Origin of the sequence: Citrobacter sp. BDA59-3 (genome assembly GCF_015167655.1) — a bacterium.
In the GTDB taxonomy this organism is placed as follows: Bacteria; Pseudomonadota; Gammaproteobacteria; order Enterobacterales; family Enterobacteriaceae; genus Phytobacter; species Phytobacter diazotrophicus.
The window spans coordinates 1059456-1073863 of the sequence record NZ_CP063427.1 but is presented as its reverse complement, the minus strand read 5'-3'; the positions used below and the strand labels follow the sequence as shown (position 1 = coordinate 1073863).

The window sequence follows — 14408 nt, the reverse complement described above, 5'->3', positions numbered from 1 at the left end:
CCTTGTTTAACTAAAAGTGTTGGTCATTTGCGATGCTGGCGGTGCATTCAACTCGCTTTCAAAGCTGCGCAAACGTTTATAGATGGACATCAGTTCCACCAGCGTGGTCCAGGAGGCTATCAGATACTGGAATGAACTGCGCACCTGTTCAAATACGTTTGTGATTTGGCGCATCAGACCAAAAGTAATCGCCCCGGCGGCGATGGTCGGGAAAAGGACAACCAGACCGAACACCACATCAACCTGCAGATACAAAATACGGGCAATGTTGAAATACATATAGTGGAAATAAAGACGGAAATAGTTACGGCGGACGGCAGAAAAAAGCTCTTTCACTGTATGAGGTTTCGCGCGGTTGACGTCATCTTCGCCATACACCAGTTCTTTACGATATGCGGCTTCTACGCGCTGATTTTTGAACTCCAGCCCCGGCAGTTTAATCCCGACAAACGCCAGTAAAAAGGTGCCGGAGAGCGCCCAGGCGATGGACGCAATCACCAGACCATACGGCAGATGCCCCACCAGCGGCAACTCCTGTACGTGTGGCGACAGTGCCACCAGAACCGGTAAAAAAGCAATCAACGTCATGACCGCATTGATAAAGCTAACACCCATGTCTTCAAGCGTAGAAGCAAAACGCATGGTGTCTTCCTGAACACGCTGCGCCGCCCCTTCGATATGGCGCAACTGGTCCCAGTGCTCCATATAAAATTCGTTCATTGCCGTACGCCAGCGAAAGACATAGTGGCTCACGAAGAAGTTGTTTAGCACCGCAACGGTTACCGCAATCAGCGCGATCCACAAAAAGACGCCGATTTCGCTATAAAGCTGACCAATACTGACTTTATTCGGCGCACTCAGCGCTTTTTGAATAAGATCGTAAAATGGCGCGTACCACGCGTTAATCGCGACGTTGATTTCCACCAGAAACCAGGTCACGAAAATGATTAAGGCCGTTCCCAGAATTGACCAGCGCTGCCAGCGATGCGGTGCGTAGAAAAACCAGAATAGCGCAAAGAGGCCAACGCATAATGCGTAGTAGGCATAAAACAGCAGGAAGTTCAGGGACCAGAAGCGCGCCGCGCTGATGGGAACATCCTCAGAAGCGCCAACCAGCCGCATTATCCAGACCTGCCCACCGGCCTGCCAGAAAACGACTGCGATCAGTGCCCAAATAAAGGCCGAAAGAAAGAACAGCTTCGGCTTTGGGAAAAAAGACTTAAACATAATACTCTCCTGCTCACTTCTTATTTTTGTGCATTACTCATACGGCGCACAACACACCTCCGCCACAGGAGCTTCCTGCGGTGGGGGAGCGTTGTGAGAACTGTAGAATCAGACCTGAGCGTAACGCCTTAGTTCGTTTGCCACTCGTGAAGAATTGTTTCGACGGGTTTCACAAAAACGGGGTTATCCGGCACCGTAAGTGTGCGCCAGACTTCATTATAATGGGCGATGAGTGTTTCAGCCGGGGCTGCTGGTCGGTTGGCTGTCGTATGGGCGTCTTCAGCTACGGTAATTGAATATCCACGGCTGGCACCATTTTTCAGCGTGGTATCGAAACAATAATCTGTCGCACAGCCGCACATGACGAATGCAGAGATATCGTGCTCGCGTAAAACATCCGCCAGCCGGGTACGGTAAAAGCTGTCACAGGCGGTTTTGGTGACATACAAAGCGTTATCAGGCTGGTAAAGATCGGGCAGTAACTGGAACCCTTCGCTCCCCTCTTCCAGTCCACCACTTTCGATGTGCTGGATGAAAATTACCGTATCCGCCGCCCGTGTGAGCTGATTTATCTGTGCCACACACGCTTCGCGTCGAAAACGTGGCGTCGCAAAAACCCCGTTTTGCATATCCACTACCATCACCACTCGCTTACCTGACATTGCTCGCCTCCAGAAATTCGCTGCGGAAAGAAAAAGGGTATCACAACGAAGCGGCTATTTTGTGGTCCGGAAAAAAGTTCATGTTTACCCCTCGTTACGTTATTTCGCGAAATAATGCGCTTTTCGGTGCTTTGAAATATGCCGCCTGGTAGTATAAATACGCATTATCCACTTCTTTCATTTACGGATGCTTTCGTTGAAACGTTGTTTGTTTTTCTCTGCGACGCTCTACGCGTTAACACTGACTTGCGCGCATGCAGCACAACAGTCGCCTGATGCTGAATTTGCGTCTGATATTGTTGATCGTTACGCCAACCATATTTTTTATGGCAGTGGCGCAACAGGGATGGCGATGGTGGCGATTGATGGTAACCAGCGGGTATTCAGAAGCTTTGGTGAAACGCGTCCTGGTTCGAATGTGCGCCCGCAGCTTGATTCGGTTATTCGTATTGCCTCGCTCTCCAAGCTTATGACCAGCGAAATGTTGGTGAAGCTCCTCGATCAAGGCGTAGTGAAACTCAACGATCCGTTAAGCAAATATGCGCCACCGGGTGCGCGTGTGCCGACCTATCAGGGTGCGCCGATTACGCTGGTTAACCTGGCGACACATACCAGCGCACTGCCGCGTGAACAACCGGGTGGTGCGGCAAAGCGTACCGTATTTACCTGGCCGACCCGTACAGAGCGCTGGAACTGGCTCTCTACGGCGACCTTAAAATCGGCACCGGGAACCCAGGCGGCGTATTCCAACCTGGCATTTGATCTGTTGGCCGACGCTCTGGCAAATGCGGCGGGGAAACCCTACTCTCAGCTTTTTGAAGAGCAAATTACGCGTCCGCTGGGGATGAAAGACACCACGTTTACGCCATCACCTGACCAGTGTCGTCGTCTGATGGTGGCGGAAAAAGGCGCGAGTCCGTGCGATAACACCCTGGCAGCTATTGGTAGCGGTGGTGTTTATTCAACGCCAGGCGATATGATGCGCTGGATGCAGCAATTCCTCTCTTCTGATTTCTACAGCCGTAACAGTCAGGCGGATCGTATGCAGACGCTGATCTATCAGCGCAATCAGCTTACACGCGTGATCGGAATGGATGTGCCGGGTAAAGCCGACGCGTTAGGCCTGGGCTGGGTGTATATGGCACCGAAAGACGGGCATCCTGGAATTATTCAGAAAACGGGTGGTGGTGGCGGTTTCATTACTTATATGGCGATGATCCCGCAAAGTAATGTCGGTGTGTTCGTGGTGATCACGCGTTCGCCATTAACGCGTTTCGTGAATATGAGCGATGGTGTAAACGATCTGGTTAGTGAATTGAGCAACAATAAACCGGTGGCTGCGCCTTCGTCCTGATTTGGCCGGGCTGTTGGTCAATACTCATAAGGCAAGCGGTTGATTTTCAGCAGCTTGCCTTTATGCATTTCGATATAGTTTCCTTTACGCAGTGCGGACAGGACTTCGGCAATCACAGAGCGAGAAACCCCGGTGCGCCGCTGAATGTACTGAATAACCCCAACGCGCGCTCTAAGCTGTTCGTCCCAGTCAGACATGGTTAACAGTGATGCCCGAATTTGGTCGTAGGTACTGCTGCCAATAAGCTGACAATCCCGGGTTTCAGCAATGCGGTGCCACCATGTCAGCCACGTAAACGCTTCGCGCCACAGTTGGTTTTTATCTATGAGTGTCATCGCTAAATCAGAAGCCAAGTAATATCCCGAGCATTCGTTTTGCGCGGTGTATATATATTCGGATGGGCGCTGAATAAGACCTGTACTTAGTCCTTTTATAAACGGTGCCCTGGCAATACCTAATAACACATCGTTGTATTTTCGACTAATGGCTATTTCACCCTGCAGAAGGACAAGGGTAACGTTATTCGGGTCGATTTTATTGAAAGTCAGAATGGCGTCATTGGCTAACTCAAAGGGAATTCCATGAGCGGAAAAGCATTCATCTAGTAAATATAACTCCGCAAGCGGCTTGCTTAATGAAATCATTCAGGTCCCTTATAAAATAAAATTCCCGCCAATCCGTGGCGGGAATTTGGATACTGATAAAATAGCAGGAAAAATATATTCCCTGCCAGATTTATTACCAGGTGTATTTCACGCCAACTTTTGCGCCCCAATCCTGTTCAACGTCGCCGCCGCCCAGATAGTTCACATCAGTGTATGCGCTGAAGTTTTTGGTGAAGCTGAACTGCGTACCCAGACCAACACGAACCGCAGAACCTTCAACACCGTTGTCGATAGAATCGCCATTCACTTTCGCAGTGTTGTTGGAATCATCGTAAACGTAAGCCAGGTTGAAGTACGGCGTCAGAGCCTGATCGCTGCCATAGGTGAAGGTATAACCGGTGTTCACACCCAGTTCATAACGCAGGCTATCGTAGTCCTGATCGCCCGCTTTCATGTTGTTGCTCAGGCGGAAGTTATCACCAGACTGGAACAGACCAGAAATACTGGCATACGGAGTAACATAACCTTTTTCGTTAACTTTCCAGTCGTAACCCAGTTTCAGACCGAAGCCCCATGCATCCGTTGAGGAGTCGCCGTCAACATACTGGCCGTTGGACATGCTGGCAGACAGATCGTTATCGAAACGGCTGTAGCTCAGGTTACCATCCAGGAAAATGTTGTTAGTAAAGCGCGCAGAAGAGTAGATGTACGCGGACTGGCTATCCTGATCAACTTTACCAGAACGATCGCTTACATCACCTTTCGCAAAGCCTGCTGCCGCACCGACGATCCATTTCGCGTTATTACCATCAACGAAGGTATCAACACCGACCATGATGCCGCTAACGTCCTGATCGTAGTTGATCACGCCGTTGTCGCCATTCAGGCTGCCGCCGAAGTAGCTTACCCATGCGCCACCGTTGTCAGCAAGGCCATGACGACCATTGGTCAGACGGGTAGACAGAGTATCCTGTTGCAGATTCCAGATGTTGGTGTTTGCAGAAGGAATGCTCAGCGCCATGTTCGCGTAGTCGGTCAGCTCCATCTGGCGCATAACGACGGTGTTACCTTTCTGTTCAGCCTGATAGGTATACGCACCAAGGTCAGCTTTGTTTGCTGCGCTAAAGGTTGCAGTGGTGTTTTTATCGTTGACGTAGATAAGTTCTTTACCTTTGTAGTCAGCGATACGGCCAGCGCCTGTTGAGTTATCGATACGGACTTTGTAGTTACCTGATGCAGCAACGACATTGTCATTCGCATCGTAAACGCTGAACTCCTGGTCGACATTGTTGATGTTACCGTTACCATTGACAGTCAAGTGACCATCAGAGTTCATGGCGATAATACCGTAACCATACGTTGAGTCAGACTTGTTTCTGGTGTTGGTATGGGCGTTGACCAGGTCGGCATCTAACACATAGTCACTGCTATTGATGTCAAATACACCAGCATTCGTCAGTTCCACAGTGTTAGCACCAAATGCGCCAGCTTCATAAGCGCCTGCGCCAATGCTGAATTCACCGCCGTTAGACACGGTGACAGTGTTGGCGTACAGATAGGTGGTTTCGTTGTTGAGATCGACGGTACTGTAACTGTCAACGGTCAGATGGTCGGTTGCAACCTGACCACCAGAGCTCAGATTCATGGCTGAACCATTGGTCAGCTTGATGCTATCTGCTAACAGGCTGGAACCGTTTGCCACATCAACATGTGAACCGTTATTCACAGTCAGGGTATCGATGTTTGAAGCGTTAACGGTATTCCAGTGAGAACCATTATTCAGTGCAACATTGAATAAGCCGCTCTGGAAGGATTGGTTGTCAACGACATTGCCCCATTTGTCATAAGTAGACGTCGGCTCCAGGCTATTAACCGCAACATCGTACATCGTTGCCGGGCCAATCGCATCGTAGCTAAAGATTGCCGCGCCAGTCCATTTACTGCCGTTATCCAGCGTAATGTTCAGTTCATCAACGTTCAGGCTATCGTCAGCCCAACCACCGTTAGTGTTAATAACGTCACTGTTGTTGGTATACGTACCGTTCGGGTAGAAATTCGCGTTCCAGGTACTATTGAATACAACATCGCCTCTCAGTGTTGAATTGCTAAGAGAGACGTTGTTTTTCATTGCATAGTTGGACGCGGAATTATCAACGAAAGAAAGCGCCACATCATTGGAACCAGCGCTACCGGTGTAATCACTCGGTTCAGCAGAGTTACCATAGAAGCCATTATTTTCCAGCGGAGTATAGGAGCCGGAAGTGACAGTAGAGTCAGTTACAACAATGTTGTTATCCCAGGTATGGGAGTCAGTGGTGTAATTCGCATTAGAGGTGTCACCCTGAGACAGAGCAATACCTGCAACACGAGAATTAGCACTGATATTGATATTGCTTTCTACATCCAGTGTTACCGCAGTGCCTAAATAAGCATAATCTGCCGTACGGTAGTCTTTTGATACTGTTTTACCGTCAGCATCCAGATAGCTGTCAGTAAAGTAGAAATACTCGTAATCATCATCAATGGTTGAGTTTTCAATATTCAGTGTGAATACATCACCATCGTGCCATACATAATCAACGCCAGTACCGTTCGTCCAGCCATAACCATCGTGATCATAAACTTTCTGAGACGTAATCATACCGTGAATTGTTGAATTCTTAACGGTCAGCGTATTTGCTGTACCATCTGTATAATCATGGTTCAGGTAATAAGTGGAGAGAATACCGTTGACTACATCACCGCTAAAGGTCTGGTCATAAGCGCCATCAGCCGCATTATTATAGATATAACCATAATAAGAGATGTAATTGAGCTTATCGGCGTTTGTCCAGTCATCCCAGCTAAACGCAGTAGTAGTGTCGTCATGATACCCAAAGGTATTGTACGTCGTCGCCTGCGCCTGAGAAGCGATTGCCAAAGTGCAGGCTAATGCTAATTGAGATACTACAAGTTTCTTTTTCCACGAGTGCATTTGTCATCCCTCCTCAGGGACATTATCGTTGGTCCATCAATTATTAATGCATCAAATGCAATAAAATTATTTGCGGGGAAATTATGCCGTAGAAAAAGAAAATGGTTCAATTAAAGTTCACGTAAAGTCCGGATTCGGACTTAATGAGTAACAAATAAAAAATCAGAATATGACAAGATAGCAAACACATCCAAATCAACAAGATATAAAAAAGCACTCTCTAGCTATCAATTAAAAAATCATTTGCATGCTTTATAGGAAAATAGAATTAACCGCAACAAAAGATATAACATCACAGCAAACAATAAACATCGCCAATTAAAATAGAATTGCTGAATAATTCAATCCTCACCAATATCATTGCGCCCCCTCTATATCCCACTATGTTAACGCCGATTTTGGTGAAACATGCTGGTCACTTTTCGGATACAATGAGCCCTCTGTTCCTAAGACATCAGGCAAATCATGACCGACTTAATCACCCGTCCGCGCCGCCTGCGCAAATCTGCCTCGCTCCGCGCTATGTTCGAAGAGACAACACTCAGCCTGAACGATCTGGTGCTGCCTATCTTCGTTGAAGAAGAGATCGACGACTACAAAGCCATCAGCGCCATGCCTGGCGTGATGCGTATTCCGGAGAAATACCTCGCTCGCGAAATCGAGCGCATTGCCAAAGCAGGCATTCGTTCCGTGATGACCTTTGGTATTTCTCATCACACGGATGCAACCGGTAGCGATGCCTGGCAGGAAAACGGTCTGGTGGCACGTATGTCACGCATTGCCAAAGACGCAGTGCCGGAAATGATCGTCATGTCGGACACCTGTTTCTGTGAATACACCTCCCATGGCCATTGCGGCGTGCTTTGCGACCACGGTGTCGATAACGACGCAACCCTGATTAACCTCGGGAAACAGGCGGTTGTTGCTGCCGCGGCTGGTGCTGACTTTATCGCTCCCTCTGCCGCAATGGACGGCCAGGTGCAGGCGATTCGCCAGGCGCTGGACGCCGCTGGCTTTACTGACACTGCCATCATGTCCTATTCCACCAAGTTCGCGTCATCATTCTACGGCCCGTTCCGTGAAGCGGCAGGTACAGCGCTGAAAGGCGATCGTAAAACCTACCAGATGAGCCCGATGAACCGTCGTGAAGCGATTCGCGAATCGCTGCTGGATGAAGCCCAGGGCGCCGACTGTCTGATGGTCAAACCGGCAGGTCCGTACCTCGATATCCTGCGTGATATCCGCGAGCGCACCACGCTGCCGCTGGGCGCATATCAGGTGAGCGGTGAATACGCAATGATCAAATTCGCCGCGCAGGCGGGAGCCATTGACGAAGAGAAAGTCGTGCTGGAAAGTCTGGGCGCCATCAAACGCGCCGGTGCCGATTTGATCTTTAGCTACTTCGCACTCGACCTGGCTGAACGTAAGATTTTGTAAGCCCTCAGGCCCGGCGCGGCTGCCGGGCCTGTTCTCTTAGCCTCCCCCGCATTACCATTTATTCATAAAGCTGAAATGCAACTGTCATCCCGTACTTCTACTGTCATCGCAAGACGGCAGGAGGAGCCACCATGTTTAGTCTCGACAATGTACTCGACGACCTCTGGCCACAGGCCAAACCCGCGCCCTGGCAAAAGAATCTACTCAGGCGTTTATTATACGAACAAGAGTTTCAGCAGTTCGCTGCAAACCATCCCCATCTGAAAGGGCTGGATATGGTTGAGCAGGTCCTGGAGCATCTACAAATTCGCTGCACCATCCCCGCATACGATCTTGAACAAATCCCCGAACAAGGCCCCCTGGTGATTATCGCCAACCACCCGACAGGCACGCTGGACGGTCTGGCGCTGATGTATGCGGTTTCCCGTGTGCGTCGCGATGTAAAAGTCGTGACCAACCGTATGCTGAGCCATCTGGAACCGCTCAGCTCACTGTTTATCCCGGTGGATAATATGGGGGGCGGTCGCACCCGCAAGGCCTCGCTGCAGCAGATGGAAACCCAGTTGCAGAACGGCGGCGTGCTGATTTTCTTCCCGGCTGGTGAAGTTTCACGCCTGACCCGCAAAGGGATTCGCGACGGCAAATGGCACCCCGGTTTTATTAAACTGGCCGCCAAATTCCGCACTCCGCTCTTGCCGGTGTGGATCAATGCCCGAAACAGCCCCCTCTTTTATGGCTGCGCCTTGCTTTCCGATACGCTGCCAATGCTGCTCCTTATGCAGCAGATGTTCCGTCGTCGTGGTACCCAACTGCCCATCACCATCGGTCAGCGTATTCCCTGGGATAGCTGGCATTCAACCTCACTGGTTCCACGTGATCTGGCGGATAAATGCCGTAAACACGTGCGACGTTTAGGCAAAAAAGCGCCCGGCGTCTTTAAAACCGAGTGTGCGATCGCCCGCCCGGAAGACCGGGCTACGCTGCGCCGCGAACTTAGCCGGGCGGAGTGTCTGGGACGCACCGCTGACGGCAAAATCATTTACCTCTGGCAGCGTCAGGGGCAAGAAGATGCGCCGTTGCTGCGTGAGTTAGGCCGCCTGCGCGAAATTGCTTTCCGTGCCGTTGGTGAAGGTAGCGGCAAGCGTCGTGACACGGATCGTTATGATGATGACTACCTGCATCTGATCTTATGGGATGAAACCGATCTAGAGATTGTCGGCGCGTACCGCTTTACGCCCACGGCACGTCAGGTGGAAGCGCATGGCCCGGACGGGTTGTACAGCTATAGTCTGTTCCATTACGACGAGCGGATGTCAGAGGTGTTAGAGCACGGCATTGAACTGGGACGCAGCTTTATTCAGCCGCGTTACTGGGGACGCCGTGGCCTCGACTATCTATGGTCCGGTATTGGCGCCTATCTGGCACGCTACCCCCAATATCGCTATCTGTTCGGCCCGGTCTCAATTTCCGGCGGCTTACCGCCCGCGGCACGGGATTTACTGATTGCCTTCTATCGGTTGTGGTTTCCGGCAAGATGGCCGCTGGCAGAATCTCGCCGCCCCTGGCCTGCGACACTACCTGATGTGCTGGCACAGTTTACGGGCGAAGATTATACCGAAGATTTGACGCGTCTTAAGTCGTTGCTGGGCAACCTGGGCTGCGGTATTCCGCCGCTTTACAAGCAATACTCTGAGCTGTGCGACCCCGGCGGCGTGCAGTTTATCGATTTTGGCTGTGACCCGGATTTTAATAATTGCGTTGATGGTCTGGTTTTAGTTGATTTAACACGGTTGAAAGCCAACCGATACGAGCGTTATATTAAAGCCCATCAGTGATATGGCCCCTGGCGAAAATATTCCGCCAGGGGAATTTTCGCTTTTGTTTTATTTTTATAAAGCAAAATCCCATTCTGGATGGATCCAGAATCTTTTTGAACAGGTGTTCATGGATGAGCCGACCTACCTTTATAATGATCATTCTTGCAGCACTGCTGTTTTCTCCGCAGGTAAAATTGCAGGCCAGTGTTTCTATTGAGAATACTCGTATTATTTACTCCGCTAATGCGAAGGAAACGACGATTCGTCTGACAAATTACAGCCAAAAGCCCGTACTGGTACAAAGCTGGATTGACGATGGCGATGCCAACGCATCGCCGGTCACTGCGTCAACCCCTTTTATTTTGACGCCCCCTATTTGCCGAATCGATGGCGAACATGGGCAGACATTGCGTATTCAAATACTCAACCCAACAGCATTACCCACCGACCGTGAAACCGTTTACTGGGTAAATATATTAGATATCCCGTTAAAACCACCCACTATCCGTAACGAAGATCTTATGACGGTTGCGCTTCGTTCACGGATAAAACTTTTTTACCGACCAAATGGCCTGAAAGGCAGCCCTGAGCAGGCCGTTCATCAATTACGCTGGCACAACACGGGGGAAAACATTATCGCCATCAATAATTCGCAGTGGCATATTTCTCTTACCTCTATTATTACTCCCAACGGTATCATTCCGGCAAATATGATTGCGCCTTTAAGCAGTCATACGTTTCACCAAAAAATAGCGACAGGCACACCCTTCCAGTTTACCTGGATCAATGATTATGGCGCGTTAAAAAAAATCATGCAGTGTGTGAGTAGTAAACGTAAAGTCAATATTGCAATACAAAATATAAAAGAAAAATTATGAAACGCACAATTATTCATTTTGTCTTTTTATACCTCACGGGATTGACGATAACGCTGACCAGTCTCTCTATCAAAGCCGCCTGTGTATTAATACCACGTTCAGGTAATGATATTCCCCCAGGTACGATTGTGACGACCTCACTCTCGTCTGGTACCAGTGCAATTCAAATGCCGCAAGATATTGCCGTTGGCACTGAGTTATTCCGTGTGACAGCACGACAATCCAGCTATGCCAGCTACCAAACCAACTGCAATAACAATACCATGAAAAAGAATTACTACACGTTAGGCCGTTTTACAAATTCGCCCCCCGCTGTCGCATTGACATCAACACCATACGGCGTTGCTTACGAAACGGGTATTCCCGGTATCGGCCTGGTGATCCAGACGGGGGCGGGAAACCGTCTTCTGGGTGAAAAAACCTATTACACCGATTTTTGCTATAGCAATACCAGTAGCTGCGGCACAAATGGCCAGGATGCGAACATTACTTATATTCTGGTGAAAACCGGTAATATTACCAATGGCAGCATCGATCTTGCTTCCTTACCACTGCTGGAATCTGTCACCGGGGGTAATAACTCACCAGGCAGTGATATTGTTATTTTTCGCTCAATGCTGAGTGGAATAATAAACTTTACTCAGGCTACCTGTGCGCTTGCCGAAAAAAGCAAAACAGTCAAATTGGGTGAGCATACACATACCACGCTGATGGATTCGACGCCCTATACACCCTGGACTGATGCCTCAATTGATCTGATTAACTGTAACTATGGCGGGGCGCAGTATTATGGCATTCAGCAGATCGGCTATAGCAATACCAGTACGATCACCGATCTCGGCGCCGTAAATATCGCCAATGCGCAATGGAGCCTTACGCTTACCCCCCTCACTATCATCGATAATAACAACGGTATCATGGCGCTGGCTCCGCAGTCAGACAGCGCCACAGGAGTGGGTATTCAGTTGTCTACAACAAATACCGCCACCCCCAATTTAGTGAAATTCAGCCAACACGTGAATGGCCCGATGATCGCGGGAATGAATCAGACAATGCGCATTCCATTATACGCTCGCTATATCAGAACCAGCCCGATAGTGACCGGCGGCAAGGCCGACGGTAAGGTCACCTATACGGTTGAGTACAAGTAGTGATACATCTGTTGAACTCTTTATATTGCAATTTTGTTACACCGCTTACATATCATTGACCAGAGCATTGCCACGCGAAAACCAGACGGCATCATAAAGCTTTAGGCTTATGAGAGTGCGTTATGATTCGTGTGGTTCTGGTGGATGATCATGTGGTGGTGCGTTCAGGATTCGCCCAACTTCTTGGCCTTGAAGACGATCTCAGCATCACCGGGCAATACAGTACTGCCGCCGAAGCCTGGCCCGCGCTATTAAAAAGTGATGTGGATGTCGCGGTCCTTGATGTCGCCATGCCGGATGAAAATGGTCTGAGTCTGCTGAAACGCCTGCGGGCGCACCGCCCTGATTTTCGCGCCATCATTCTAAGCATCTACGATACCCCTGCCTTTGTGCAAAGCGCACTGGATGCGGGAGCCAGCGGCTATCTGACCAAGCGATGCGGCCCGGAAGAACTGGTGCGCGCGGTGCGTTCCGTCGGTCCTGGCGGCCATTATCTTTGTGCCGATGCGCTAAAGGCGCTGCGCGGCGGGATCGAACCGAACAAAGTCCTGGCGTCTCTGACACCACGCGAGCGGGAAGTGTTTGATTTACTGGTGAAAGGCGATAGCGTCAAAGAAGTCGCGTTCAAACTCGATCTCAGCCATAAAACGGTGCATGTTCACCGTGCCAATGTGCTCGGTAAACTGAACTGCGCCACCACCATTGAGCTGGTCCATTTTGCGCTTAACCATAATCTGCTGGCTAATCACTGATGTCGCGTTCACTACGCCACGGGATCATCTCGCTGTTTATTGTGTTGGCCTGGGGGCCAGGCTGGCTAATGCTGTGGACGCTCAGTTTCTACCTCACCCATAACGGCCAGCAGGCAGTGCTCTTTCTACCGCATGGCGTCTATCTGGCACTGCTGATTTTGCTCTCGCGTCGTTTCTGGCCAGCCTTATTGCTCCCCCAGTTGGCGATGGTTTTGTGGCTGCACAGCGAGCAGCTCCTTAGTGGCTATACGATGCTGGCCGCGCCCATCATCAGCCTGCTTCCGGCGCTGATGACGCAACATTTCTGGCACCGCTTTCCGCTCTACTGGCAGCGATTATCCCTGTTGTTAACTGCCGTTACCGCCAGCGCATTACTACATACCTTGCTCCTCGCCCCTTTTTTGCAAAGCACCATGCTGCTGGCGGGCCTGGCTTCGTTCACCGGAGGGGTGCTACTGACACCCTTTGTCTATCTCATTTTTGAATTCTTACGTCAGCAACATCGCCATCATCTGCTTGGCCTTGACACGATCGCGCCACCGTTACGTACCTCGCTTATCATCTGGTGCAGCCTCTTTTTTATTATCGGGATAGGCACGCAGATGGTGCTCTCACCGCAAATTGAACGCCTGTTACTCATCGTGGTGTTTTTACCCAACGTGGTGATGGCGTGGAAGTTCGGCTGGCAGGGCGGCGTGCTGTCTGGCCTGCTCGGCAGTATGTTGATCACCATCGCCCGTCAGATTGGGGTGGGGTTTAGCGACCTGCTGGAACTGGAGATCTTCCTTGCGACGCAAGCGCTGCTGGGGATTGGCCTGGGTATCGCCATCAGTCGCCAGCAGCATCTGGCGCAAAATCTTCACCACTACCGCAAACGGCTGGAGGCGGAATTACAGGCCCGCCGGGTGTTGACCGAGAAACTTATCCATACGGAAGAAGACACCCGCAAAAGTCTCGCCCGCGAGCTGCATGACGAAATTGGCCAGAATATTACCGCCATCCAAATCCAGTCACAGTTGGTGAAGCGGGCGGGCGAAACAGATCGGGCGCTGGAAGCCGCGAATCAAATCAACGAACTCGCCAGGCGCATCCACCACTCCACCCGGCAACTGTTGCGCCAGCTTCGCCCACCGGTGCTGGATGAGCTCTCGCTGCAAGAAGCCCTGCACCATCTGGTTAACGAATTTGCCTTTGCCGAGCGCGGTATTGCCTGCCATTTCGATTATCGGCTAAGTGCTCCTCCAGACAGCGAAACCCTGGTTTTCACGCTCTATCGCCTGCTGCAAGAGTTACTCAATAACGTCTGCAAACACGCCTGCGCCAGTGAAGTGCGCATCGCCCTCAGCGAGCAAAACGGTCGTCTGTGTCTCGAAGTGCATGATAACGGCCTCGGTATAGCCGCTGAGAAGATGCCGGGCTTTGGTATCCAGGGAATGCGCGAGCGTGTCCATGCCCTGGGGGGTGAGCTAACGCTTGAGTCGCGTCAGGGCACGCACGTAACTGTTAACCTGCCCACAATTTTGCAACAAAACCCGCTCTGACCAGGAAAAA

Annotated in this window: 11 protein-coding genes; 7 read left to right on the top strand and 4 right to left on the bottom strand. The window is 50.4% G+C overall.

The window, feature by feature from the left end:
* Positions 1-6: 6 nt before the first annotated feature.
* Both sbmA and IP582_RS04950 read right to left on the bottom strand, forming a co-directional pair.
* Positions 7-1227, bottom strand: coding sequence for a peptide antibiotic transporter SbmA (sbmA, locus tag IP582_RS04955; protein ID WP_041852566.1), 1221 nt, complete (start codon positions 1225-1227; stop codon positions 7-9).
* Between the two features lie 128 nt (positions 1228-1355).
* Complete coding sequence (locus IP582_RS04950; RefSeq protein WP_193795250.1) at positions 1356-1889, bottom strand: isochorismatase family protein; 534 nt, start codon at positions 1887-1889, stop codon at positions 1356-1358.
* Between the two features lie 196 nt (positions 1890-2085).
* On the opposite strand from IP582_RS04950, the gene ampH reads away from it, so the two are divergent.
* A complete protein-coding gene (gene ampH, locus IP582_RS04945; RefSeq protein ID WP_193795249.1) occupies positions 2086-3243 on the top strand; it encodes a D-alanyl-D-alanine-carboxypeptidase/endopeptidase AmpH in 1158 nt (385 codons plus the stop codon).
* Positions 3244-3260: 17 nt separating this feature from the next.
* Here ampH and IP582_RS04940 read toward each other — a convergent pair whose 3' ends face one another.
* Complete coding sequence (locus tag IP582_RS04940) at positions 3261-3887, bottom strand: helix-turn-helix domain-containing protein (protein WP_193795248.1); 627 nt, start codon at positions 3885-3887, stop codon at positions 3261-3263.
* A gap of 94 nt (positions 3888-3981) precedes the next feature.
* Entirely contained in the window at positions 3982-6822 is a 2841-nt protein-coding gene (locus IP582_RS04935; protein ID WP_193795247.1) for an autotransporter outer membrane beta-barrel domain-containing protein, read from the bottom strand.
* 465 nt (positions 6823-7287) lie between these two features.
* Here IP582_RS04935 and hemB point away from each other — a divergent pair, with 465 nt between their 5' ends.
* The 6 genes from hemB to IP582_RS04905 all read left to right on the top strand — a co-directional run bounded on the left by hemB (position 7288) and on the right by IP582_RS04905 (position 14398).
* The gene (gene hemB / locus IP582_RS04930) at positions 7288-8259 is read left to right on the top strand and encodes a porphobilinogen synthase (RefSeq protein ID WP_193795246.1); all 972 of its coding nucleotides are present in this window, start codon (positions 7288-7290) and stop codon (positions 8257-8259) included.
* 131 nt (positions 8260-8390) lie between these two features.
* The gene (locus tag IP582_RS04925; RefSeq protein WP_193795245.1) at positions 8391-10094 is read left to right on the top strand and encodes a lysophospholipid acyltransferase family protein; all 1704 of its coding nucleotides are present in this window, start codon (positions 8391-8393) and stop codon (positions 10092-10094) included.
* Positions 10095-10207: 113 nt separating this feature from the next.
* Positions 10208-10954, top strand: coding sequence for a molecular chaperone (locus IP582_RS04920; protein ID WP_193795244.1), 747 nt, complete (start codon positions 10208-10210; stop codon positions 10952-10954).
* Positions 10951-12105, top strand: coding sequence for a fimbrial protein (locus IP582_RS04915; RefSeq protein ID WP_193795243.1), 1155 nt, complete (start codon positions 10951-10953; stop codon positions 12103-12105). The genes IP582_RS04920 and IP582_RS04915 overlap by 4 nt, the downstream gene beginning before the upstream one ends.
* 122 nt (positions 12106-12227) lie before the next feature.
* Complete coding sequence (locus IP582_RS04910) at positions 12228-12857, top strand: response regulator transcription factor (RefSeq protein WP_193795242.1); 630 nt, start codon at positions 12228-12230, stop codon at positions 12855-12857.
* Complete coding sequence (locus IP582_RS04905) at positions 12857-14398, top strand: MASE1 domain-containing protein (RefSeq protein WP_193795241.1); 1542 nt, start codon at positions 12857-12859, stop codon at positions 14396-14398. The genes IP582_RS04910 and IP582_RS04905 overlap by 1 nt, the downstream gene beginning before the upstream one ends.
* Positions 14399-14408 lie beyond the last annotated feature (10 nt).